The sequence below is a fragment of the Streptomyces sp. NPDC043867 genome (assembly GCF_056435845.1).
In genome coordinates, this window is sequence record NZ_JBWKDS010000013.1 from 31,972 (window position 1) to 56,789 (window position 24,818).

General features: G+C 72.8%; 16 protein-coding genes and 2 pseudogenes. 10 read left to right on the forward strand and 8 right to left on the reverse strand.

The features are described 5' to 3' along the window. The first annotated feature begins 26 nt into the window (after nt 1-26). The 4 genes from AC069T_RS15180 to AC069T_RS15195 all read left to right on the forward strand — a co-directional run bounded on the left by AC069T_RS15180 (nt 27) and on the right by AC069T_RS15195 (nt 3,198). A complete protein-coding gene (locus AC069T_RS15180) occupies nt 27-1,043 on the forward strand; it encodes a Ppx/GppA family phosphatase (protein WP_478783178.1) in 1,017 nt (338 codons plus the stop codon). Between the two features lie 300 nt (nt 1,044-1,343). Beyond that, complete coding sequence (locus AC069T_RS15185) at nt 1,344-2,339, forward strand: iron-containing redox enzyme family protein (protein WP_478783179.1); 996 nt, start codon at nt 1,344-1,346, stop codon at nt 2,337-2,339. 21 nt (nt 2,340-2,360) lie between these two features. Continuing rightward, nucleotides 2,361-3,014 (forward strand): HemK2/MTQ2 family protein methyltransferase, encoded by a 654-nt coding sequence (locus AC069T_RS15190; RefSeq protein WP_478783180.1) that lies wholly within the window; start codon nt 2,361-2,363, stop codon nt 3,012-3,014. Further along, nucleotides 2,995-3,198, forward strand: a complete 204-nt coding sequence (locus tag AC069T_RS15195; RefSeq protein ID WP_358854712.1) for a CDGSH iron-sulfur domain-containing protein — start codon at nt 2,995-2,997, stop codon at nt 3,196-3,198. The genes AC069T_RS15190 and AC069T_RS15195 overlap by 20 nt, the downstream gene beginning before the upstream one ends. Nucleotides 3,199-3,421: 223 nt before the next feature. Here AC069T_RS15195 and AC069T_RS15200 read toward each other — a convergent pair whose 3' ends face one another. The 5 genes from AC069T_RS15200 to AC069T_RS15220 form a co-directional block, all read right to left on the reverse strand. Then, nucleotides 3,422-3,856 carry a protease inhibitor gene (locus AC069T_RS15200; protein WP_478783181.1) on the reverse strand — a complete coding sequence of 145 codons (435 nt, stop codon included), beginning with the start codon at nt 3,854-3,856 and terminating at the stop codon, nt 3,422-3,424. A 448-nt stretch (nt 3,857-4,304) separates the two neighbouring features. Next, a complete protein-coding gene (locus AC069T_RS15205) occupies nt 4,305-5,345 on the reverse strand; it encodes a LacI family DNA-binding transcriptional regulator (RefSeq protein ID WP_478783182.1) in 1,041 nt (346 codons plus the stop codon). Between the two features lie 66 nt (nt 5,346-5,411). Then, nucleotides 5,412-7,844: a glycoside hydrolase family 3 C-terminal domain-containing protein gene (locus tag AC069T_RS15210; RefSeq protein ID WP_478783183.1), complete on the reverse strand. Its 2,433-nt coding sequence runs from the start codon at nt 7,842-7,844 to the stop codon at nt 5,412-5,414. Between the two features lie 16 nt (nt 7,845-7,860). Then, on the reverse strand, nt 7,861-9,609 hold the full coding sequence (locus AC069T_RS15215; protein WP_478783184.1) for a discoidin domain-containing protein: 1,749 nt from the start codon (nt 9,607-9,609) through the stop codon (nt 7,861-7,863). 77 nt (nt 9,610-9,686) lie between these two features. After that, nucleotides 9,687-10,781: a DUF1996 domain-containing protein gene (locus AC069T_RS15220; protein WP_478783185.1), complete on the reverse strand. Its 1,095-nt coding sequence runs from the start codon at nt 10,779-10,781 to the stop codon at nt 9,687-9,689. A 413-nt stretch (nt 10,782-11,194) separates the two neighbouring features. On the opposite strand from AC069T_RS15220, the gene AC069T_RS15225 reads away from it, so the two are divergent. Together AC069T_RS15225 and AC069T_RS15230 are read left to right on the forward strand one after the other, a co-directional pair. Further along, nucleotides 11,195-12,991, forward strand: coding sequence for a coagulation factor 5/8 type domain-containing protein (locus AC069T_RS15225; RefSeq protein WP_478783186.1), 1,797 nt, complete (start codon nt 11,195-11,197; stop codon nt 12,989-12,991). A 363-nt stretch (nt 12,992-13,354) separates the two neighbouring features. Beyond that, nucleotides 13,355-14,538 (forward strand): annotated as a pseudogene (locus AC069T_RS15230) (glycoside hydrolase family 64 protein). A gap of 262 nt (nt 14,539-14,800) precedes the next feature. On the opposite strand, the pseudogene AC069T_RS15235 reads toward AC069T_RS15230, so the two are convergent. Further along, nucleotides 14,801-15,489: pseudogene (locus AC069T_RS15235) on the reverse strand (transposase); the annotation flags it as partial. Between the two features lie 115 nt (nt 15,490-15,604). Continuing rightward, nucleotides 15,605-16,174, reverse strand: a complete 570-nt coding sequence (locus AC069T_RS15240) for a GNAT family N-acetyltransferase (protein ID WP_478783187.1) — start codon at nt 16,172-16,174, stop codon at nt 15,605-15,607. A 301-nt stretch (nt 16,175-16,475) separates the two neighbouring features. On the opposite strand from AC069T_RS15240, the gene AC069T_RS15245 reads away from it, so the two are divergent. Next, entirely contained in the window at nt 16,476-17,645 is a 1,170-nt protein-coding gene (locus AC069T_RS15245; protein WP_478783188.1) for a lactate 2-monooxygenase, read from the forward strand. A gap of 171 nt (nt 17,646-17,816) precedes the next feature. Here AC069T_RS15245 and AC069T_RS15250 read toward each other — a convergent pair whose 3' ends face one another. Next, a complete protein-coding gene (locus AC069T_RS15250; protein WP_478783189.1) occupies nt 17,817-19,766 on the reverse strand; it encodes an RICIN domain-containing protein in 1,950 nt (649 codons plus the stop codon). Nucleotides 19,767-20,540: 774 nt separating this feature from the next. Between AC069T_RS15250 and AC069T_RS15255 the strand changes: the two genes are divergently transcribed. The 3 genes from AC069T_RS15255 (at nt 20,541) to AC069T_RS15265 (ending at nt 24,815) form a co-directional block, all read left to right on the forward strand. Further along, the gene (locus tag AC069T_RS15255) at nt 20,541-22,928 is read left to right on the forward strand and encodes a SpoIIE family protein phosphatase (protein ID WP_478783312.1); all 2,388 of its coding nucleotides are present in this window, start codon (nt 20,541-20,543) and stop codon (nt 22,926-22,928) included. A 97-nt stretch (nt 22,929-23,025) separates the two neighbouring features. Beyond that, nucleotides 23,026-24,321, forward strand: coding sequence for an arsenic transporter (locus tag AC069T_RS15260; protein WP_478783190.1), 1,296 nt, complete (start codon nt 23,026-23,028; stop codon nt 24,319-24,321). 5 nt (nt 24,322-24,326) lie between these two features. Beyond that, nucleotides 24,327-24,815, forward strand: a complete 489-nt coding sequence (locus tag AC069T_RS15265; protein WP_478783191.1) for a universal stress protein — start codon at nt 24,327-24,329, stop codon at nt 24,813-24,815. The last annotated feature ends 3 nt before the right edge of the window (nt 24,816-24,818 follow it).

A 24,818-nucleotide genomic window follows, 5' to 3' on the forward strand; every position in this document is an offset into this window, starting at 1 on the left:
CGACGGGAGTCGGGTAGTTCCGGGGCATGCGACTGAGCGTGGTGGACGTGGGATCGAACACTGTCAGACTGGTGGTTGCCGACGCCGAGGGCGGGGTGCCGCTGCCGGTGCACACGGCCAAGTGGCGGCTGCGGCTGTCCGAACACCTGGAGCCGGACGGCCACATCCCGGAGGAGTCGGTGCGCCAGCTCGTGCAGGCGGTGCGCGGAGCGGCCAGGACCGCCCAGCAGTGGGGTGCGGCGGGCCCGTTGGCCTTCGCCACGGCAGTGGTCCGCAACGCCCCGAACCGCTCGGAGGTCCTGGGGACCGTCCGGGCGGAGACCGGTGTGCCGCTGTGCACGCTGCCGGGCGAGGTGGAGGGCGAGCTCACGTTCCTCGGGGCCCGAAGATGGATGGGCTGGAGATCGGGGCCGCTCGCCCTGATGGACATCGGCGGCGGTTCGCTGGAAGTGGCCTTCGGCCGGGGCCGGTTGCCGGACTTCGTCGCCTCGCTGCCGCTCGGGGCCAGGCGGCTGACGCAGGAGTTCCTTCTCGACCAGGACCCGCCGACGCCGGAGGCCCTGCGCGCGCTGCGGCGCAGGGTCCGTCACCAACTGCGGGACGTGGCCGCGCGCATCCGCTGGGAGGGGCCCCGTACGGCCGTCGCGACCTCGCGGACGTTCCAGCAGCTGGCCCGGCTGTGCGGCACCGCGCCCGGCCGCCACGGGCCCTTCGTGGAGCGGGAGTTGCGCCGCAGGGAACTGGCCGGGGCCATTCCGCGTCTCGCCGCGCTCCCGGCGGACGAACGGGCACGGCTCCCCGGCATCTCGGCCCCCCGCGCCGCCCAGAGCCTCGCCGGCGCCGTGGTCGGGCACACCACCATGAAGCTCACCGGTGTGAAGGAGGTCAGCATCTGTCCCTGGGCCATCCGCGAGGGCGTGCTGCTGCGGCACATCGAGGACGGCGGGTCCTGGTGGACGGAGATCAGCGAGCGCGGCGACGACCTGCCGGCGCCCACCGGGGCGGGAGCCGTGCCGTTGCGCATCCCGGCCCAGGCCCGCTGAGCGCCGCAGTCCCGCGTGGACGGCCGTCCGGCGGCGGACACCGTCGCGAGCCCCGGCGAGGGCGCGCGGTGACCACCGCCCCGGCGACCGGCCCGGACGCCACGGGGCGCCCTCCCGGCCGGCCCGCGGACATCACGGTGCCCGGCGGCTCCCCGGACGACCCGGTTGATGTAACCGGGCGACCCGGTTGACGAGGCCGTCCCGACCAGGCCGTCCCGACCATGCCGTCCGCCTCGGGGTACCCGCCCCCGCCGTCCCCACACCGCGGATGACCTCGCGCGGGGCGGGTACCCGGCCGCCATGACAGAAGATCGTCCAGGCCCGAAGCTGCCGCCCGGCCGCGGCCCCCTCTCCACGGCGGTCCTCGCCCACCTGACGGGTGCGGGCCCGCTCCCGGCGTCCGAGGAGATCCGCGAGGCGGCGCCCTACGGCGCCGACCTGCAGCTGGCCCTGTACTGCTGCTACGAACTGCATTACCGCGGTTTCGCCGGGGTCGACGCCGGCCTCGAATGGGACCCGGACCTGCTGCGGACCCGGGCGGCGCTGGAGGACCGCTTCCTGACCGCCCTGCGCGCGGACACCCAGGTGCACGACAGCGTCGAGGCGGCGGTGAAGGAACTGCTGGTGGAGCCCGCGGAGGGCACCGGGGTCAGCCACCACCTCCGCGACGAGGGCGAGCTGTGGCAGATCCGCGAGTACGTGGCACAGCGCTCGCTGTACCACCTCAAGGAGGCCGATCCGCACGCCTGGGTGCTGCCGCGCCTGTGGGGACGGGCCAAGGCCGGGATGGCCGCGGTCGAGTTCGACGAGTACGGGGGCGGCCGGGCCGAGAGGGTGCACGCCAAGCTCTTCGCGGACATGATGGACGACCTGGGACTCGACACGACGTACGGCCACTACCTGGACCAAGCGTCCGCGGAGATGCTGGCCACCGTCAACATGATGTCCCTCTTCGGTCTGCACCGGAATCTGCGCGGCGCGCTGGTGGGCCACTTCGCGGCGGTCGAGATCACCTCCTCGCCCGGCTCCCAGCGGCTCGCGGAGGCCATGCGGCGCACCGGTGCGGGGCCCGCCGCCGAGTTCTTCTACGACGAGCACGTCGAGGCCGACGCGGTGCACGAGCAGGTCGTACGCCACGACGTGATCGGCGGGCTGCTGGCGGAGGAGCCGTACCTGGAGGCCGATGTCGTCTTCGGCATCGATGCCACGGACCATCTGGAGGACCGTCTCGCCCGGCAGCTGCTCACGGAGTGGCACGCGGGAAGGCAGACCGTACGAGATACCCATATTTCATGATTCCCCGGGTACTCGCCCCGCGTGAAACCTCTGGCACTTCCGGGCGTCTACGCCCCACAGGATGACACCTCGCTGCTGGCCGGCGCGCTGTCCGACGAGCCGCTCGCACCTGGGGCGCGCGTGCTGGACGTGTGCACCGGTACCGGCGCTCTGGCCCTCGCAGCCGCGCGGAAGGGCGGCCGGGTGACGGCGGTGGACGTGTCGTGGCGGGCGGTGTGCACCGCCCGGCTGAACGCGCGTCTGGCCGGGCTCCCCGTGCGTATCGTGCGGGGGAACCTGTTCGCCCCGGTGGCGGGCCAGTCGTTCGACCTGATCCTCACCAACCCGCCGTACGTGCCCGCGCCCGACGCTCAGGGCACCCCGCGGGGTGCGGCCCGGGCCTGGGACGCGGGCCGGGACGGCCGGCTCGTGCTGGACCGGATCTGCCGCGAGGCGCCCGCCCTGCTGCGGCCGGGCGGCGTGCTGCTGATGGTCCACTCGGCGCTCAGCGGCGCCGAGCCCACCCTGAAGCTCCTGCGCGCGGCCGGTCTGCGGGCCGCGGTGACGGAGCGCAGGTGGGTCTCGTTCGGTCCCGTACTGCGCGAACGGGAGGGCTGGCTGCGGGAACGCGGTCTGCTCTCCCCTCACGAGGAAAAGGAAGAGCTGGTGGTCATCCGTGCCGAACGACTCGTCTGACGCCCCGCGCCGGATCACCGTGCAGCGTCGCGGCCCCCTGATGGTCGACGGGCCGGTCGAGGTCGAACTCGAGGACGGCAGCGTCGTCTCGTCCGACCGCTTCCGCGTCGCCCTGTGCACCTGCCGGCTCAGCCGCCGCTACCCCTGGTGCGACACCAGTCACCGCCGTTCGAAGCCCACATAGGCAAGGTCTTCACCCTGGGCGGCTATTCACACGTTCGGGCGAACGGCATCGTCGATGATGCCGTCCGCCGCCCGCCGCGCACACATGCCGAGGGCCGGCGGACAGCCCCACTCCGTCCGGCCGGCCCTCGGTGCGAGATCGCGTGGCACTCCCGCGACGGGGGCTCGCACTCCCCAGCAACGGCCCTCGGTCAGTGCTCACGGGGGCCCCGCGATCCCGGTCTCTAGAACGCGAAGACGCTCCTCCCGTAGGAGTTCTTCACGCACTCGTTGGCGAAGGTCCGCTCGTACGACACGCGCCGGCCCTGCCACACCCCGTCGACGGTGACGACCACAGGATCGAACTGCTTGGTGCACATCACCTCGTCTCTCGCGTCCAGGGCGTCGAAGTCCCCGCCCGCGGCGCGGAGTTCGGAGCAGGCCCGGACGGCGGCCGGGTGCGTACCCGAAGCGGTCGGGGCGCAGCTCAGGGTGACGGCCCGTTCGGGGGTGAGGGTGGCCGCGCTCTCGCCGTGGCCCACCATGAGGACGAGGGCCGAGGGGGCGTAGAGCGAGGCGGGGGCGGGGCCCGGGGCGGCGAGGGCGGACCCGGCGAGGGGGCCGCAGACGGCGGTGGCCGTCATGGTCAGAGTCGCTGCCCAGCGCGCGGTGTTCGGCATTGTGTGCATCCTTCCGCTGTGACGAGGCTGCACCGGCTCGGGTTTGTTGCCGGTGCGGCGAGCGCGAGTCTGCCGAGTCCGGCGCGGAAACACACATCGACCCCATGCGTTTCGGTAACTTTGAGTATTGAATCAGTGGCGCGAAGTCACAGAATTCGAACGTGCAAGCCCCGCAACCGTGGGGCCGATGATCGCCGGAATCGGCCCGCTGGCCGGTTTCCCACGGCTCGGCAATAGGCCTGAAACATTCCGGTTCGGCCCGGAAGCAGGGGTCACGTCCGTCGTGCGCAGGCCCCGGGCCCGGGCGCACCACACCGGCGTCGCCCTCGCCAAGGGTGCAGGTCACCGGCGTCATCGACGGCAAGGGCGCAGCTCACCGCCGTCGCCGACGGCAGGGGCGCACCTCCGGGCCCGCCCCGGCCCGCCCGCCTCGAGCTCCGGTGACGCGCTACGCCGAGGCGCGGACCACGAGTTCGGGCTCGAAGATCAGTGCGGTGGGCTCCGTGCGCACGCCGCGGATGTGCTCGTCGAGCAGCCGTGCCATCGCCGCCGCCATCTCCTCGACGGGCTGGCGCACCGTCGTCAGCGGCGGCCGGCAGGTCACCGCGACGCTGGAGTCGTCGAAGCCGACCACGGCGACATCGTCCGGCACCCGTCGGCCGCACTCCCGCAGCACCTGGCAGACGCCCTGCGCCATCAGGTCGTTGGCCGCGAACACCCCGTCCACGTCCGGATGTCCGGCGAGCAGGGCGGACATCGCCGACATGCCGCTGTCCAGGGTGAAGCCGCCCTCGGCGACCGGCACGTGCGGGTACCCCCGGCGCGCCATCGTGTCGCGGAACCCGGCGAGCCGGTCCTGGCTCGCGGAGACGCCCAGCGGTCCCGTGACCGTGACGATCCGCCGGCACCCCCGGGCCAGCAGGTGCTCGGCGGCAAGCCGGGCCCCGTCCCGGTGGGCCAGGTCGACATGGCTGAGCGGTACCGGCCGCGACGGCCGCGCGAACAGCACCGCGGGCAGGCCTGCGTCGGCCAGCAGCGCGGGCAGCGGGTCGTCCGCGTGTGTCGAGACGACCAGCGCGCCGTCCGCGCTGCCCTGCCGCAGGTAGGCCAGCGCCTGCGCTCTCGCCTCGACGGATTCGGCGAACATCAGCACCGGATGCATCGACCGGGGCCGCAGGTAGCCCACCACTCCCCCGACGACGCGTCCGAAGAACGGGTCCGCGAACACCCGCGTCGCGAAGCCGTTCTGCTCCTCGTCCGTGGCGTCACCGGCGCCGGAGACGATCAGCGCGACGGTCTCGGTGCGCCGGGTCACCAGGGATCTGGCGGCCCGGTTGGGCGCGTAACCGGTCCGCTCGACGGCTTGGCGCACGACGTCCTGGATGGCCGGATCGACGTTGCGTATGCCGTTGATGACCCGGGACACGGTCGCGCGGGAGACCCCCGCCTCCCGCGCGACGTCCTCCAGCGTAGGAGCCTGTCTGCTCATGCCCGCACCCTAACGGCCCGGTCCACGAACGGTATAGAGCGCTCTCCGGCGCCCGCGGGACCGAGGTCAGCCGGTTGCCCTCACCTCCACCGCGGCCGCCAGCGGGAGATCGCCGGCCGAGCGCCCGGCCAGCACCCGGTAGCGGCCGGGCTCCGTGCGCCAGGCGTACTCCTCCGGTGACCAGTGCCGCAGCGCGCGGGCCGGGACGTGTACGCGCGCCGTGACCGTCTCTCCCGGCGCGGCCGAGACGGCCGCCCAGCCCGCGAGCCAGCGCACGGGCCGCTCCCGCTCCGATCCCGGCCGGGCGAGGTACACCTGGACCACCTCACGTCCCGGCCGGCGGCCGGTGTTGCGCACGTCGGCCCGCACGGTGAACGGCGTGCCCGCCTCGATCGCGGAGGGCACGCTCACGTTCTCGTAGCACCAGGTCGTGTAGCCGAGGCCGTGGCCGAACCAGTAGGCGGGCTGCCGGTGTTCGCGCAGCCAGGCCCGGTAGCCGATGTGCAGCCCCTCGTCGTAGGCGAGCCGCCCCTGCTCCGGGCGGGTCCGGGTGACCGGCGCGTCGCTGAGGCCGGCCGCCCAGGTGGTGGGCAGGCGCCCGCCGGGCTCGGTCCGGCCGAACAGCACGTCGGCCAGCCCCGCACCCCCCTCCTGCCCGGGGAACCAGGTCAGCAGGAGCGCGCCGGCCCGCGCGCGCCAGGGCAGCTCCACGGGTCCGCCGCTGTTCACGACGACCACCGTGCGCGGGTTGGCGTCCGTCACCGCCCGCACGAGGTCGTCCTGCCGGCCGCCGAGCGCGAGGCCCGTCCGGTCGTGGCCCTCCGTCTCGCCGTGTTCCGTGGTGCCGACGACGACGATCGCCGCGTCCGCCTCCCCGGCCGCGCGTACCGCGGCGGCCAGAGCCTCCTCGGCGTCGGGGCCGGGCGGTGCGGCGCTGACGACCGTCGCCCGCCCGGTGCCGGCGGCCAGTGCGCGCCGCGCCACCACCTGGACGGTGCGCCCGGCGGTCAGGTGCACCCGGCCGTACCGGGCGGGCGGATTCACGTGGACGGTTGCCGGGTCGTCGCTGTCCCGGGCGAAGTCGCCTTCCAGCACGGTGTGTCCGTCCACGGTGAGGCTCATCCGGCCGAAGCCGCCGATCCCGAGGGTCCACTCGCCCGTCGTCCTCGGCAGCAGCAGCGCGCTGATCTCCACCGTGTGCGCGGCGGGCACCAGCAGCGGCTCCAACTGCCTTCCTGACTGCCGGTGTTCGGCGTAGATTTCGGCTCCGGACGCGTCGAGCACGCGCAGCAGGACGCCGGGGACACCCGAGCGGGGGTCGCGGCACAGGCTCATGTCGAGCGGTGGCGGGGGCGCGTCCGGCGGGGGCCCGGGCACGTGGACGACCCGGGCCCGGCCGCGCAGCCAGGACCGGATGCCGTCGAGCGGTGTGACGACGGCCGACGGGAAGACGCCGGCGCTTCCGCCGCCCTGTACGCGCGGACGGGCGGCGTGCGTTCCGATCACGGCGACGGTGCCCAGTTCCTCCGGGTCCAGGGGCAGCACGTCGCGGTTGTGCAGCAGGACGGTGCTCGCGGCGACGGCACGTCGCAGCAGGCGCCGCGCGTCGCGGGAGCGGACCGGGGGCGCCGCCGCCCGCGGTCCGCCGAGTGCGCCGGCCCGGGCGGCGAGCCGCAGCAGCCGCCGTACCTTGTCGTCGACGGCCGCCCGCGGGACCGTCCCGGCCTCGACCGCGCGGACGAGCGCCTCCCCCCACGGTCCTTCCGGGCCCGGCATCGCGAGGTCTAGGCCCGCGCGGGCCGGTCCGGCCGTCGAGCGCACCGCGCCCCAGTCGGACACGACGACCCCGTCGAAGCCCCACTCGTCCTTGAGGGGCGCCGCCAGCAGGGAACTGGCGGTCATCGTGCGGCCGTTGACGCCGTTGTACCCGGCCATGACCACCCGGACGCCGGCCTCGACGGCCGCTTCGAACGGGGCGAGGTACACCTCTCGCAGGGCCCGTTCCCCGACGCGGACGTCGACGGTCAGCCGGTCGGTCTCGGAGTCGTTGGCGACGTAGTGCTTCGCCGTGGCGGCCACACCGTGTGCCTGGATGCCGCGGATCAGCGCGGCACCGGTGCGGCCGGTCAGTTCCGGATCCTCCGCGAAGCACTCGAAGTGGCGCCCGCCGAGCGGACTGCGGTGCAGGTTGAGGGTGGGGGCGAGGACGACGTCCACGCCCTTGCGCCGGGCCTCGGCGGCGAGGAGGCCGCCCAGCCGCTCGACGAACTCCTCGTCCCACAAGGCGCCGAGCGCGGAGGCCGAGGGCAGCAGCAGCGAGGGATCACGCTCGTCCCAGGCCTCCCCGCGCACCCCCGCGGGCCCGTCCGACATCACCAGCTCTCGCAGGCCTACGGCCGGTTCGGCGCCGGTGCGCCAGGTCGTCGCACCGGTGAGCAGCCTGACCTTCTGCGGCAGGGTCAGCTTGTCGAGCAGGCGCTCCAGCTCTTCGTCGGTCATCGGTCCGAGGCCCCGGTCAGCGGTAGACGCCGAAGTGGTACAGCGAGTAGCCCCAGCCGGTTCCGCGGGCGGTCGCGTTCACCCGCACGTACCGTCCGGTGCCGCTGACGTCCCAGTCGTCGACACCGCCGTTGCCGTCGCTCACCGTGCGGACGGTCTGCCAGTTCTGTCCGTCGTCGGAGGTCTGCACGGTGTAGGCCTTGGCGTACGAGGTCTCCCAGACGAGCTGCACGTGGGAGAACGTGGTGCGCGTCCCGAGGTCGACCCGGATCCACTGCGGGTCGCTCCAGTCACTGGCCCAGCGGGTGTCGGCCTTGCCGTCGACGGCGTTGGCGGCCGGGCAGGGGCAGTCGCCGCCGGAGGGCTGGTACGAGGAGGCGGTGGCCGGCCTGCCAAGCGCGAGGTCGGTCCCGTTGACCGGCGGGGCGACCACCCGGACCGAGCGGGTCTCGACGCCCACATTGCCCTTGCCGTCGGTGGCCTTGACGTAGATCTTCCACACGCCGGGCCGGTCGGGTGCGGTGAACCTGAGCCTGCCGCCGCCCAGGTCGGTGGCGGGCAGCGGGGTGAGCTGCTTGCTCTGGTCGAGGTAGTTGCTGTTGGCCAGGACCTCGTAGGAGACCGGGTCGCCGTCGGGGTCGGTGGTCCTCGCGGTGACGGTCAGCGCGCGGCCGGCCGGTACCTTGGCGGGGTCGGCGTCCAGGGCGAGTTCCGAGATGACGGGCGGGGTGTTGTCCCGCGAGGTGTCCGCCCCGTACGCCTTCTTCACCGCGTAGTACGACAGGCGCTTCTGGCCGGCGGGCAGCAGGTTGAACCAGATGCCGCCGAAGTCGTACTCGGTGCCGTAGTGGAACATCGTGGCGCCCAGGGCGACACCCTGGTGGCCCTTGACGCAGTTCCAGGCCCTGGTGTACCCCTCGGCCTTGGCCCGGTCGGTGGGTTCCTGCGGTACGCCGTTGGCGTCGTCCGGGACCTCCCACTCCCCGGCCGGTCCGGTCTCGGTGACGATGTACGGCTTGGTGTAGCCGCCCTGTTCCCAGTCGGCCCGCACGTCGCAGACGGCGTTGTAGGCGTTGACGGCGTACAGGTCGAGGTCGGGGGCGTTCCTCTTGTAGTAGGGCCAGGCGCCGGTCCACGCGTCGGTCGAGGTGACCGGGTGGTTGGGGTCGACGGCGTGGATCTTCCTGGTGATGTCGTTGACGAGCGTGGTGTAGGCGTTGCGCTGGCGTTCCAGTTCGTCTCCGCTGTAGCAGTTCTGGAGTCCGAGCACCGACTCGTTGCCGACGTTCCACATCAGGACGCCGGGGTTGTCCTTGTAGGTGCCGACCCACTTGGGGAACTCGTCCAGCACCTGGTTCTTGTACGCGGTGTCGGTGAGGTAGTTGACGCAGCCGCCGCTGCCGGGGCCGCCGCCGGGCTGGAGCCAGAAGCCCGCGATCACCTTGATGCCGTTCGCTGCCGCCGCGTCGAACAGGGGCTTGCTGGAGGCGTCGGTGCCCCAGGTGCGGATGGTGTTGACGCCCATGGACCTCAGGTCGGGCAGGTAGCGGCCGGCGTCCGCGACGGCGGGCCCCCAGGTCAGTCCCTTGACCTGGTAGGGGCGGCCGTCGACGGACAGCTGCCAGTTGCCCTGCGAGCCGGTCACCCTGACGACGCTGCCGGCCGCGCCGGCCTCCTGCGCGGGCAGCGCGAGGGCGCCCGCGGCGAGCAGGGTCGCCACGGCGGGCGCGGCGGCCCGGCGGGCCGCGGTACGGGATCTGGTCATGTCTGCCTCTCCGGTGTGCGGGTGGGGGGGAGGCCCGGCCGGGCCGGCGGGGACCGGGCCGGCCGGGACCGTGCGGGTCAGGGGAGCCGGTAGTTCGCGTCCAGGGCCGCCCCGGCCTCGGGGTGGGTCTGGTCGTAGCCGCGCGCGTCGCACTGGAGTCCGCCGACGACGCAGTGGCCGACGAGCGCCTTCAGCGTCGCGTCGTCCCAGGCGTTGAAGAAGTCGTAGTGGAACGAGTAGGCCGGACCGCTCGCCAGCCTCACCTGCGAGAGGTCACCGTTGACCGGGAAGGCCATCTTGAACTCGATCATCGGCAGCGCGACCGGGTGGTCGGCGGGGCAGATGTTGTTGTTCGTGCCGGGGTTGACGACCGGATAGGCCATGTGACTCTGGTGGTCGGGGGTGTCCAGGTACTTGCCGTCCCAGCAACTCGGCGCCTGGAAACGGATGTTGAGCTGTACGTCGGGCGTGGTCGGGCAGTTGGCGGGGAACTGCACGTTGAAGAAGCTGTTCCCGCACTCCCATCCCTCGACGAAGCCGCGGTGACTGCGGAACTGCTCCGCCGTCTGCATCGGGCTGCCGACCACGAACCGCAGCCCCTTGGGGAAGGACCGGACGCTGGTGTAGTCCGTGACGCCGGCCTTGTAGTAGATGACCTGGGGTCCGGAAGGCAGCACTGCCTGCGTCCCCTTGAACAGGGTGGGCATCCAGTAGGCCGACTTGTCACCGGGCGCCTTGCAGGTGGTGGAACCGCTGCCGAGCGAGGCGGTGCTGCTGGCCGCGTTCGTCGTCGTGTTGCCCATGAAGGTGTGGTCGTGCGACCTGCCCGGCTGGCCCGGATAGACGATGGGATCGTCCGGCTTGGTGTGCGAGACCGAGCAGTTGGCCTGGAACTCGTGGAAGTAGCGGTGGGGCGGCTCCTTGGTGGATGGCTGGACGCCGGTCACCTGCGGGACGGCGGGGATGTAGCCGTCGCCGTCCGGGTCGTCGGGCGAGGCGGCCGTCGACGCGGCCATCACGTGGCCGGCGTGCGGGACGGCGGCCGGTCCGGCGGCGGCCCGGGTGGTGGTGAGCGTGTCGGCGCTCATGGCGACTCCGCCGAGGCCGAACGAGGTCAGCAGCAGTGCGCCGCTGATCAGCATTCCTGAGACGATCTTCGATCTCCGTGCCATGGAGACCTCCTGCCACGTCGAGGGACGGTGGGGGTCGGGCGGCGGTGCACGGTGCTTCCGCGGCCGGCAGCGAGGGACGGTCACCGGTGCCGGAAACAGACGGGAGAGCGCTCTCCCGTCCTGGAGTGTTGTGGCGGCGACGCGGGAGTGTCAAGGGATCCGACGCAGTGTCATAGGAGCGGCGTCGCGCACCTCTTGAATGCAGTCCCCGGCCGTGCGGAGGGACCCGAGGGACTGCCGGAGGCACCGAATCTCACCAAAACACCGCGTAGTCGCCGTTGAGTCCGCAACAACTCGCGGGACTCCGGTCACAACTCTTGACGCGTCGTTCACGCGGATGAAGCATGCATCGGCGAGAGAGCGCTCCCAGACACCCCACACCGTTCATTTCCTGAACCAGGAGAGTCTCCCCCATGCCCCCTGTCCCCACAGGTCCCTCGTCTCCCGACCCGTCCCCCCTCGCCCGGCGCACGATGCTCGGTGCCATGGCCGCCGCGGCGGCCGCGCCCGGACTCCTCGCCCTGTCCTCGCCCGCACAGGCGGCGCCGGACGCGGCCGGCGCCCTGCCCGGCGGCGGCGATCTCGGCCCGAACGTGATCGTCTTCGACCCCTCCACCCCCGGCATCCAGGCCAGGCTGGACCAGGTGTTCGCCCGGCAGGAGTCGGCGCAGTTCGGCACCGGCCGCTACGCGCTGCTGTTCAAGCCCGGCACCTACCACGGGCTCAACGCCCAACTCGGCTTCTACACCTCGATCGCGGGCCTCGGACTGTCCCCCGACGACACCACGATCAACGGCGACGTGACCGTCGACGCGGGCTGGTTCAACGGCAACGCCACCCAGAACTTCTGGCGTTCGGCCGAGAACCTCGCGCTCAACCCGGTCAACGGCACCAACCGGTGGGCCGTCGCGCAGGCCGCGCCCTTCCGCCGCATGCACGTGCGGGGCGGCCTCAACCTCGCCCCGGACGGCTACGGCTGGGCGTCCGGCGGCTACATCGCCGACTCGAAGATCGACGGCACCGTCGGCCCGTACTCCCAGCAGCAGTGGTACACCCGCGACAGCTCCGTGGGCGGCTGGACCAACGCCGTCTGGAACATGGTGTTCTCGGGCGTCCAGGGCGCACCGGCGCAGACCTTCCCGAACCCGCCGTACACGACGCTCGACACCACACCCGTCTCCCGGGAGAAGCCCTTCCTCTACCTCGACGGGAACAACTACCGCGTCTTCCTCCCCGAGAAGCGCACCAACGCGCGGGGCACCACCTGGGGCAACGGCACGCCGCGCGGCACCTCGCTGCCCCTCACCCAGTTCTACGTCGCCCGGCCCGGCGTCACCGCCGCCACCCTGAACGCCGCGCTGGAGCAGGGCCTCCACCTGCTGCTCACCCCGGGGATCTACCACCTCGACCAGCCCGTCCAGGTCAGGCGGGCCAACACCGTGGTGCTCGGGCTCGGTTACGCCACGCTGATCCCGGACAACGGCGTCACCGCCGTCAGGGTCGCCGACGTGGACGGCGTACGGCTCGCGGGCTTCCTGATCGACGCCGGACCGGTCAACTCCCCCACCCTGCTCGAAGTCGGGCCGGCCGGAGCCTCCGCGGACCACTCCGCCAATCCGACCACCGTGCAGGACGTGTTCATCCGGATCGGCGGCGCGGGCGCGGGCAGGGCCACCACCAGCATGGTGATCAACAGCCGGCACACCATCGTCGACCACACCTGGGTCTGGCGCGCCGACCACGGGACGGGGGTCGGCTGGGAGACCAACCGGGCCGACTACGGCATCCGGGTCAACGGCGACGACGTCCTGGCGACCGGCCTGTTCGTCGAGCACTTCAACAAGTACGACGTCCAGTGGTACGGCCAGCGCGGCCGCACGATCTTCTTCCAGAACGAGAAGGCGTACGACGCCCCGAACCAGGCCGCGATCCAGAACGGCTCGATCAAGGGGTACGCGGCCTACAAGGTCGGCGACTCCGTGACCACGCACGAGGGCTGGGGTCTCGGCAGCTACTGCTACTACAACGTGGACCCGACGATCGTCCAGCACCACGGGTTCGCCGCGCCGAACAGGCCCGGGGTGAGGTTCCACGACCTGCTGGTGGTCTCGCTCGGCGGCAACGGCCAGTACGAACGCGTCATCAACGACACGGGTTCACCGACCTCCGGCACCTCGACCGTGCCCTCCACGGTGGTGTCGTACCCCTGACGGACCCGGTCCCGCCCGCCGCTGCGCGTCACCGCGGAGGGCGGGACCGCGCCGGGCAACGCGGGCGGGGCCCGACCGCGCGCACGGCCGTCCGGCGGGTCCCGGCCGCGAGGACGGCCATCCGGCCGGGTTTCTTAAGCGGGCCCTAAGAGACCTTTATGCAACGGGCCTGCGGAAATACCCGCAGATCACAGGCGTGCAGCAGGACCAGGGGAACGTTGGCCGCAGCCACACTCCTGCGTAACATCGGGCCCATCACCTCCCCCGCACCCCCAACCGGGCTTCCCCACGGCGAGGTTCGGGCCCTCCGGCGACTCCGGGCCCCGTCGGCATCACCCTCTCCCCCACGAGAACAGGAACCACATGATCACCCGTAGAAGGATGTTCGCCTCCCTCGCCGCCGCAGCCGTCGCGGGCCCGGGCCGGCTCTGGTCGCGCCCCGCGCCCTGGGGGCCGGCGTCCCCGGCGGTTCCGGCACGAGGGCCGCCGGCGCGCTCCCGCTGACCCTCGTCAACTCCACCGGCGAGTACGCCAATTCGTCCGTGTACGTGTACATCGTCGGCAACCAGGACGGCCGCCAGGTGCGGGTCACGCCGGACGGGAAGGCGGCGCCCGTCGCGCTGTCCGACAACGGGGCCGACGGGTACACCGACTACGCCCTGCCGCTGGCCGCCGGCGGTGAGACAACGTTGTCCATCCCGTACATGTCCGGCCGCATATACGTCGCCCTGGGCAGCAAGCTGAAGTTCAAGGCCGTCACCGACGGCGCGGGCAACGCGGCCCTCCAGTACCCGGCGGGCTGGGTCGCCTCGGATCCCAACTACGACGTGCTGCACGACTGCGCCGAGTTCACCTACAACTCGGCCGGGATGTTCTGCAACACGACGATGGTCGACATGTTCAGCGTGCCGATGGCGATCCGGCTCACCGGTTCCGCGGACCAAACCACAGGGACGCTGGTCGCGGGCGGTCGTGACAAGGTGTTCTCCGCCCTCAGGGCCGTCGACGCCTTCGCTCCGCTCGTCGTGGGCGACCGCCGGGTCATCGCCCCCGGACACGGCCTCGACGCCGGCCTGTTCGCCAAGGACTACCTCGCCCCGTACATCGAGGAGGCGTGGAGCACCTACGCAGGCAAGGACCTGACCGTCACCACCAACGCCGGGACGTTCACCGGGCGGGTCGGCGGCGGGACCCTCTCCTTCACCGGCCCGGCGTCCGTCTCCTTCACCAAGCCCTCCACCCGCGACGTCCTCTTCTGCGACGGCGCCCTCGCCGCCCCGAACGACGGGAGGACCGGGCCCGTCGCCGCGGTCCTCGGAGCGGCGTTCAACCGTACGACCCTGGTGAGCACCGCGGCCCAGCCGACCACGGACCCGGCGTCCTTCTACCGCACGGCGGTCACGAACCACTACGCCAGGGCGGTGCACGCCGCGACCGCCGACGGCAAGGCGTACGGCTTCGCCTTCGACGACGTGGCCGACTTCGCCTCGTACATCCAGGACACCGCCCCGGCCGGCATCCGGCTGACCCTCACCTCGTTCTCCTAGGGCCTATCTGACAATTCCCGTCGTCGCCCGGAGGGCGGCCTCGCGGCGTCAGGTGCGTGCTCTGGGGGTCCCCCCGGCCGGAGGCTGGGGGAGTGCCGGGCGTAGAGCCTCGTACTGGACGTACTTGGGTCTGCGCCCGGTGCGGCGAGAGTGCGTGCATGGCGTCGCGAGGCAGACGGGAATTGTCAGACAGGCCCTGGGAGCATGGGCCGGTAACGAGCAAGCCGTCGTGGGTTGGTGGTCGGATCTCTGGCGGTCTGGGGTGCACGTCGTCCACCACGGCCTGGGCGTTGTACGCCTGGGTGAACGCGCCGGCCCCGTTCTTCATGATGCGCGATTCGGGGTCGAAGCTGGCCTGCGCCTTGCCCTTCGGCCGCGCGGTTTCGGACGCCAGGTCGCCGGCTTCGGCCACCGCCTCGGGTTCGTCGGTCCCGGCACGCTTTTGGCGTCGCCACTCGTTGTCCTCGGCGTGCTTGCGGGCCTTCTTGTCGGCGTTGGCCTGCAGTTTCGTGCCGTCGAGTGCGACCCGGCCCATCTTGACCATGCCCAGTCGCTGCGCCAGGCGCAGCGACTGGGTGAAGATCCCGGCCAGGGCGTCCAGGTGCCGGGCCCTGAACCGGGAGATCGACCGGCAGTCCAGCCCCGCCCCCGCGGCCGGACAGCGGAAGGCCACATCATCGGTGCACTTGCGCTCGATCGCCCGCGACGAGCGCACCCCGGTGGTGTACCCGTAGCCCAGCAGCCGGACCATCAACCGCGGGTCATACGGCGGGAACGCGCGCTTCTCGGTGCAGGACGCCAGGATCGGGCCCAGATCGAGCACCTCGTCGACCAGTTCGGCCGCGAACGGGCCAGATGCCCCTCGGGCAGCCACTCATCCAGCGACGGCGGCAGCATCAGCAGCATCTGATCGGGGATGAACGCCCGGAAGGTCTTCTTCACCGCCAACATCGACGCGATCTCCGGCTTCACCGCCGCCGCCGGAACCACCTCGAACAGGCCATCCCCACCAGACATAACAGGATTTTCCCATAGGGAAGATCACGAACAGGAGGCGGCATCGGGCTTAATCGCCTGATCGACTGCCAAGATCCGCGGACAGCGCCGCGTAGATGTACTCGCTGCCCCAGCGATCCCCGTCGAGGTCGTTCTCGACCAGGTGCGCCTCCCGGCGCATCCCGAGGCGCTCACAGACCCGCACAGACCCGGTGTTCTCCACATCCAGCCGTGCGTAGAGCCGGTGCACGCCCAGCGTGTCGAAGGCAAACCCGGCCAGCGCCGCGGCCGCCTCGGTCGCGTAGCCGTGCCCCTCGTGGCCTGGGTCGAGAGTCCAACCGATCTCGGCCTGGGCGGCGCGGGCACCGGCCAGGCGGAGGCTCACCTCGCCAAGGACGCCGGGCTCATCGCGTCGGCGGACAGCGAGCGACAGCTTGTCCCCGTCGGCGCGCCAGGCCGTCTGCGCCGCGCGCTCGGCGGCAACCTGCTCGCTGCGCTCACGCGTGTGCGCCGGCCGGTACAAGTAGCGCGCCACGCTCGGCAGGCTCTGGTAGGCGTACAGGTCGTCGGCGTCGCCGGGAGTGAACAGACGCAGCGACAACCGGGACGTGGTCAACGGCAGCAGCGATGCGATGTCCATGCGGACCTCCGGGACGCGGATGTGGATCAAGTTGCGGACTGATCGTGGCATCACGCCTGCCCGGCAGCCACGCCTTTTCGAGAACAGCGCTCGGCAGGCGCACTTCACCACGAGGCGCGGCATTCCAGGAGTTGTTCACTGACCCACGCTCCTGGCTCCTGTTCAGCGGTCGGTCTTCGCCCCCCGCGAAGACCGACCGGATCGGCCGCGCGATGTGCCCACCTCGGTGGACGGGCATCGGCGCACTCGACAGGATCGACGTCCACAGCACGGATCCGAGGACGAGGGGCGGGACGTACGGATGGCGAAGCACTGGGCCGACTTCCAGTACGAGATCTATCTCAACGGGATGACGGGGGCCGTGCCGCGGCTGCCCACCGATCTGACGCGGCTGGAGGAACTCACCGAGCAACGGCTCGGCCCCGGTCCGGTCGGCTATGTCGCGGGCAGCGCCGGCAACGGCAGCACCGCCCGTGCCAACCGGGCCGCGCTGGAGCGGCGCAGGATCGTGCCGCGCATGCTCCGGGACGTACACGAACGCGACCTGTCCGTCGAGGTGTTGGGGCGTGCGCTGCCGGCGCCCCTGGCGCTCGCTCCGGTGGGCGTCCTGTCGATCATGCACCCGGACGCCGAGTCCGCCGCCGCCCGGGCCGCCGCCGCCCAGGGTGTGCCCTTCATCCTGTCGTCGGCCTCCAGCACCCCCATGGAGGTGGTCGCGGAGGCGATGGGCGACGCGGAACGCTGGTTCCAGCTGTACTGGGCCAAGGACCGCGAGGTGACCCTGAGTTTCCTGCGCCGCGCGAAGGCCGCCGGGTACACGGCGCTGCTGGTCACGCTCGACACCCCGATGCTGGCCTGGCGGCCCCGCGATCTCGACCAGGCGTACCTGCCCTTCCTGCACGGTGTGGGCACCGCCAACTACTTCTCCGACCCGGCGTTCCGGGCGGGTCTGGCCAAGCCGGTGCACGAGGACCCGAACGCGGCCGTCATGCACTTCGTGAGCATGTTCGCGGACCCCGGCAAGACCTGGCCGGACCTGGAGTTCCTGCGGGAGAACTGGGACGGGCCGATCGTCCTCAAGGGCGTGCTGCACCCGGACGACGCCCGCCGTGCCGCCAGTGCCGGGATGGACGGCGTGGTCGTCTCCAACCACGGCGGCCGTCAGGTGGCCGGTTCCGTCGCGGCGGCCGACGCGCTGCCCCGCGTCGTGGAGGCCGCGGGCGACCGGCTGGCCGTCCTGTTCGACAGCGGGATCCGCACCGGTGACGACATCTTCAAGGCGCTCGCCCTCGGCGCGCGGGCCGTCCTCGTCGGACGTCCCTACGCGTACGGGCTCGGCCTCGACGGACAGGCGGGCGTCGAGCATGTGATCCGCTGCCTGCTCGCCGAGTTCGACCTGACTCTCGCCCTGTCCGGGCACGCGGCTCCCGCCACCGTCGGGCCCGACGACCTGGTCGAGGAAACCGCGTGACCACCGCGCCGCAGGGCTCGCCGCCGGCCCGCGCCAGGAGTCGGTCCGGTGCGCGAGTCACGGTTTCGACCGGCGGCAAGCCGCCCCGGGTCGTGGTGTGTCAGGCCGTGCCCGGCACGGCGCGCGGGCGGGTCCCGGACCGCTCCGGGGCCGCCCGCGCGCGTCGGCCCCTCAGAGACCGACGCCCGTCAGGACGTCGGGCAGCTGAACGGGCAACGGGAGCACGGGCGCACGGCTCGGGTCGTCCCCGACGGTCACGACCCGGTCTTCCCGGTAGCTCTCCGACGGTGCCTCCTCCGGAGCCGTCGAGGGGTCCGTCCCCCGTTCGTCCGGCTCCTCCGGCGCGTCGGCGGACGGTGGCGGAGCCGTGGAGGGCCGGGCCGGCGGGGTGGCGGTGCCCGCGATCGACAGCGAATCGGGGCCATCCGGCGGGGAGTCGGTCACCCAGCGCTGGTCGTCGGAGCCGTCCCGGACCTTGGACACCACGTCCGCCTTCGGATCCGGGGCGACGGGTGTGACCGCCAGCTTCTCGTTCCAGCGGGGCCGCAACTCGCCCTGCGCGCTGAGGTCGTAGCGCACGTCGTCGGCGCGCTTCGCGCTCTCGGCGGCGCAGCGGCCCAGAACGACGAGTCCGGAGGCGTCCGCATGGGAGTCCAGGCACAGTTCGGGGGCGGCGACGCTGCGCATCAGGCCGTCCCGCTCGTAGGACCACTGCTGGGTCCAGGCGGCGGAGCACACCGCTAGCGCCGTCCCGGTGCCGGTCTCGGCCTTGCCGCCCCGCACGTCCAGGCACAGGTCGGCGGCGAGATTGCGCAGCCGGGTCTGCCGGGGGACGGTGGGCAGGCCGGCCGAGCCGGGCGGCGACGATCCGGCGGGCGGGGCCGGGGAGGCGGGGCCGGGTGTGGCCGCGGTGTGGCCGCCGGTCGCGCTCGTGGAGGCGGCCGGGTCGGCGCCGCCGCCGTCGTCCGACCACATGCCGGCGGCGAGGACGGTCACGAGGACGGCGGCGGAGGCGATTCCGGCACCGGTGAGGACGGTCTTCGCGTCGAGCCCGCGCGGCGGGGGGCGGCGGCCGGGCGCGGTGAACCGGGACAGGAGCCGATGGCGTCCGCCGCCTGCCGCCCGTCCACGTCCGCCGCCGGGGCGTCCGCCGCCGCGCGGACCGTCACCGCGCGGACCGTCACCGCGCGGACCGTCACCGCGCGGACCGTCACCGCGCGGACCGTCACCGCGCGGACCGCCGCGGTCGGCGGGGGCGGCCGCGTTCGTCTGCGCCCCCTGTCCGGCGCGGCCCGGACGGGATTCGAGGTAGCGCCGCGCGCCCCAGCCGAGGACGGATTCGGCGAGCAGCGTGCCCAACCCGCCCTCGAAGTGGCTCAGTTGTTCGGCGGCGAACCGGCAGTAGCGGCACTCCAGGAGATGTTGCTGGACATCGGGAAGCAACGCGCCGCCGCGCCGAATGGGAACGTCCAGCAGTCTGTTGTGGAAGCGGCATTCCTTGGTCGGCGCGAGTTCCTGATGGGCGCGTACACAACCCGCACGGAATTGCTCGCGCGCCTGCTCCAGTGAGGCGGATGCGGTGCCGTCATCCAGCCCGGACAGACCGGCCGGTACGGATATGGGCTCGGCTTCGACCTCGGTGTGCCACAGCAGGCACTGGGCAAGTCCCGGCAGACCCAGGAAAGCGCGCTGGGCGAGCTTGCGGTTCTCGGGTGGCGTCGACTTCGCCGCCCGCAGGCCGCGCCCGCCCGCGGGTTTCCTCAGCTGCGGCAGAGCGGCCGATATCGGCCCCTTGCCGGCCCATTCCCTGACCGTGTCCCGGACCGTGACGAGGAGCAGGGGCCGCAGGGCGGCGCCGGACGCGCCCCGGGTCAGCTCGTCCAGTACCTGGTGGAAGGAGGCGGCGGCCACCATCGAGGCGACGTTCGCCGAGGAGGCGAGGCAGACGACGGAGTAGTCGTACGCCGACTGCCAGTGCCGCGCCATGAGCAGGGCGACGGGGTGGGGAGTCCCGTCCTCCGCCCGGTTGCTCAGGCGGGCCGCGAGGATTTCGTCGGATTCACCGACAGGGGGTCCGGGCCGAGGCGGATGGGAAGGCCGTGGGGGGTGGGGGGTGTGCACAGAGCGGATTCCTTCCAGGGCTCACCCCGGCAAGAGTTCCGCTTGCCCGAATGGCCCTTCGTTGGTGCGTACCTTTTCGGTGAGCGCCGGGAAAGCAGCCGGGGACGGGCCGCGCGACGACCGTCTGCCGAGGGCCTTTCCAGCCGGTCGACGGCCTGAAATACCGGACGGTGAATCAGACCTGGTCATTGCCCCTGCGCAGGGAGTTCACCCTCGCACACGTCGCGTTGGGCCAACAAGGCACTTGGGCAACTTCCGCCGCAATTGAAAATCCGTCAGCAAGGGCCGCATCTCTGCGGATCGCACCGGCTTTCGATATTCCGAGCGCCCCGTGCGAACCGCTCGCCCGCGCCGGCGCCCCGCGCATGCTCCCGGCGCGCGGAACGCCGTAGTCCGCCGGGATCCGGCCCTACTCGAAGGCCCCGCGCGGGACGGCGGCTCTCCCGCACGAAACCGGCCGCCGGCCTTGCTCCTCCCGCCCTCGGGGCCGCCGGCCTCGCTCCTCCCGCCCTCGGGGCCGCCGGCCTTGCTCCTCCCGCCCTCGGCCGGCGGCCCCGAGGGCGGGAGCCCACAGGACTTGAGTCCGTACTCTCCGCTCCTCGTCCAGGAGACCAGCTTGTTGCCGTGACTGGAGGTCGCGCGTCGGCCCGGCGTGTGATTCTCACCGGCGTCCCAAAACATTCGCAGGCCGGGTGCCGGACCCCGCCACCCACTAGGCTTGGTACGCGAGTGACGCGCTTGTTCACTGTGGGTGTGCGCAAGGGAGTGGCGACGATGGGCCGGGTCCTGCCCTTCGACGAGTCGGCCTCGGCACGGGCCGTCGTCGATGAGAACGGCGTCGTGCGCCACTGGAACGAGGGCGCGCGCCGGCTGCTGGGCCATGCGCCCGGCGACGTCGAGGGCCGCCCCGCCGCGGCTCTGCTGGCCCCCGGCAGAGTGCCCGCGCCGCCGCCCGCACCGGACGGCGGCCGCTGGAGCGGCACACTCGATCTGCGCCACCGCGACGGCGGCTTTCGGACCGTGAGCGTGCTCGCCCACCACAGACGCACCGAGACCGGCGGCCCGGGCGACTGGCTCCTGGTCAGCGCGCTGGAGGGCGGTGCCCGACGCCCCGCGGACGACCTCCTCCTCTCGGCCGCCTTGGCCCAGTCCCCCTGCGCGACCGCCGTCTACGACGAACAGCTGCGGCTCCGGGCGGTCAACGACGCGATGGCCGAGGTGATCGGCCTCCCCGAGGACCGGATCCGCGGGCTGCGGGCCCCCGAGATCAGCGGCACCCCGGAGAGCGGCGACGTCGAACGGCGGATGCACGACGTGCTCGTCTCCGGTGTCCCCGGCGACGTGGAGGCGTATCTGCGGGCGGGCGGCGAGGAGCACGCCCACGTCTGGCTGGCACGCATGACCCGGCTCACCGACGCCGGCGGCCGGGTGCTCGGCGTGTGTCTGTCCGCCCACGACTTCAGCGACCAGTTCCGCTCCCGGGAACGGCTGCGCCTCGTCAACGAGGCCAGCGTCCGCATCGGCACCACCCTCGACGTGACCCGCACGGCTCAGGAACTCGCCGACGTCTGCGTCCCCGCGCTCGCCGACTTCGTCAGCGTCGACCTGCTGGAACCGGTGGACCAGTCCGGCGACCCCACCCCCGCCCCGGTCACCGCGCCCGTGACGCTCCGCCGCGCCGCCCACCGGTCGGTGAACGCCGGCGCCCCCGAAGCCGTGGTCGAGCTCGGCCGGACGGACGTCTACCCCGCCTCCTCGCCCCAGGCGGACTCCCTGCTGGCCGCGCGGACCATCGTCGCACCGGACGAGACCGCCGCCCTCGCGGACTGGCTGTCCTGGGACCGCCGGCGCGGCGAGCGGGTCGCCGAGCACGGCATCCACGCCACGATGTCCGTCCCGATCCAGGCGCGCGGCGCGACCCTGGGCGTGGCCGTCCTCAGCCGGTTCCGCCGGCCGGACCCCTTCACCTCCGAGGACGTCCTGCTCGCCGAGGAGATCACCGCCCGGGCCGCGGTGTGCATCGACAACGCCCGCCGCTTCTCCCGCGAGCGCGAGACCGCGCTCGCCCTCCAGCGCAGCCTGCTGCCGCGCAACCTTCCCCGCACCGCCGGCGTCCAGGCGGCGTCGCGCTATCTGCCCGCGGCGCGCGCCGGCGTCGGCGGTGACTGGTTCGACGTGATCCCGCTCTCCGGGATGCGCGTCGCCATGGTCGTCGGTGACGTCGTCGGCCACGGGATCCAGGCGTCGGCGACCATGGGGCGGCTGCGCACGGCGGTGCGGACCCTCGCCGACATCGACCTGGCGCCCGAGGAACTGCTGACGCACCTCGACGACCTCGTCGTACGGCTGTCGGCGGAGGCGGGCAGCGACGGCACCACCGGCGAGGTCGGCGCCACCTGCCTGTACGCGGTGTACGACCCCGTCTCGCGACGGTGCACCGTCGCCCGGGCCGGCCACCCGCCGCCGATCCTGATTCCGCCCGGCGGACCGTGCCGGCAGCTCGCCGTGCCGGCCGGACCGCCGCTGGGGCTCGGCGGGATGCCCTTCGAGCCCGCCGAGTTCGAGCTGGCCGAGGGCAGCGTGCTCACGCTGTACACCGACGGTCTCGTGGAGAGCCGCGAGCGGGACCTGGACACCAGCCAGCAGCTGCTCTGCGACGTGCTGACGCGGTACTCGGGCTCCCTGGACGACACCTGCCACGAGGTCCTGCGGAGCCTGCTGCCCCCGGGCGGCGCCTCCGACGACGTGGCCCTGCTGCTCGCCCGCACCCGCGAGCTGCCCGCCTCCCAGGTGGCGGCCTGGGACGTCCCCGCCGACCCCTCCCTCGTCGCCCCGGTCCGCAAGCACGTCGTGGAGCAGCTGGACTCCTGGGGCCTGAGCGATGCCGGGTTCACCGCCGAACTGGTGGTCAGCGAGCTCGTCACGAACGCCATCCGGTACGGGGAGCATCCGATCCGGCTGCGTCTCATCCACGACGAGACCACCCTCATCTGCGAGGTGTCCGACAGCAGCCACACCGCTCCCCACCTGCGCCGGGCCAGGTCCTTCGACGAGGGTGGCAGGGGGCTGCTGCTGGTGGCCCAGCTGACGCAGCGCTGGGGCAGCAGGCACACGGCCGACGGCAAGACGATCTGGGCGGAGATCGCGCTGCTGGAGGAGTGAGCGGGTGGTGAGCGGGCGGTCCGGCCGGCCGGACGGCGGCCCCTGAGGAGGCCGGACGGCAGGGGGCCGCGGCGGCCGGGTGCCGGCGGCTGCTTTCATGAACGGGCACGAGGAACCACGCCCGGAGGACCGAACCCTGAACACCCCGCTCGCCGAGGCACTGTCCGTCGTCCTGCTGGTGGCGGTCCTGGTCTGCGCGGTGATCCGTCCCTTCGGCCTGCCCGAGGCCGTCGTGGCGGTCCCGGCGGCCGGCGTCGCCGTCGCCACCGGCGCGATCTCCTGGGAGCACGCCCGCGCCGAGAGCGCGCATCTGGGACCGGTGGTCGGCTTCCTGGCCGCGGTACTGGTGCTCGCCAGGTTCTGCGACGACGAAGGCCTCTTCCAGGCGTGCGGGGCGTGGATGGCCCGCTGGGCGGCGGGCCGGCCCGGGCGGCTGCTGACCGCCGTGTTCGTACTCGCCTCGGCGATCACCGCCGTGCTGAGCCTGGACGCCACTATCGTGCTGCTCACCCCGGTGGTGTTCGCCACCGCCGGCCGGATGGGCGTCCGCCCCAAGCCCCCCGTGTACGCCTGCACCCATCTGTCGAACACGGCGTCGCTGCTGCTGCCGGTGTCGAACCTGACCAATCTCCTGGCGTTCACGGCCAGCGGGCTGAGTTTCACCCGCTTCGCCGCCCTGATGGCGCTGCCCTGGCTGGTCGCCATCGGGGCGGAGTACGTGGTGTTCCGGCGCTTCTTCGCCCGCGACCTGAACGCCGCCGCCCCCACGCCGAGCACCGGGGCGCCGCCCGAGGTTCCCTTGTTCGCGCTGGTCACCGTGGGCTGCACGCTGGCGGGGTTCGTCCTCGCGTCCGTGATCGGCGTCGATCCCGCGTGGTCGGCGCTGGCCGGGGCGGCCGTGCTGGCGGTACGGGCGCTCGTCCGCCGGCGCACCACACCGCTCGCGGTGGTACGCGCCACCGCGCCGGCCTTCCTCGCCTTCGTGCTGGCGCTGGGCATCGTCGTACGGGCGGTGGTCGACAACGGCCTGTCCGACGCCCTCGGCCGGCTCCTCCCGGACGGGACCGGACTCCTCGCGCTCCTCGGCATCGCCGCGCTGGCCGCCGTACTCGCCAACCTGATCAACAACCTGCCCGCGGTCCTGGTGCTGCTGCCGCTGACCGCCGCGTCCGGCCCCGGTGCGGTCCTGGCCGTCCTCCTCGGCGTCAACATCGGGCCGAACCTGACCTACGCCGGCTCCCTGGCGACCCTGCTCTGGCGGCGTATCGTGCACGAACACGACCACGGCGTGGATCTCGGGGAGTTCACCCGGCTCGGTCTGCTCACCGTGCCGGCCGCGCTGATCCCCGCCGTGGCGGCACTGTGGACGGGACTGCGGCTCTTCGGAGGCTGAGGGACATGCGGGTGATCGCCTGGCTCGTCGAGGGGACCTGGCCCGCGTGCGTGGACGCCGTGCGCGACCACGCGCCCCGGGCGACGGACGTGGTCCTGCTGCACGTCGCCGAACCGGATGTGGCCGGCCTCGCGCACGGGGCCTTCGCGGGCCTGCTCGGGCGCGGCCGACAGGACCGTGACCCCGGCGACCGCCTGGCGGACCTGGGCAGCGCGTCGGCCGCACGGCTCCTGGCCGCGGCGGCGGAGCGGTTCGGTGGCCCCTGCACCCGGCTCGAGCGCAATGGCCGCGCCGAGCGTGAGGTGGTCGCCGCGGCGGAGGGCGCCGGTCTGCTGGTCCTGGCCCGCGACGGCGACCGCGCCGGGCTCGGCCCGCACAGCCTCGGGCCCGCCGGGCGTTTCGTCGTCGACCACGCGCCCTGTCCGGTGCTGCTGGTCTGGCCGGAACCGGCGCCCGGCGTCACGACCCTGCCACCGCCGCCACCCCACGTCTGAGGG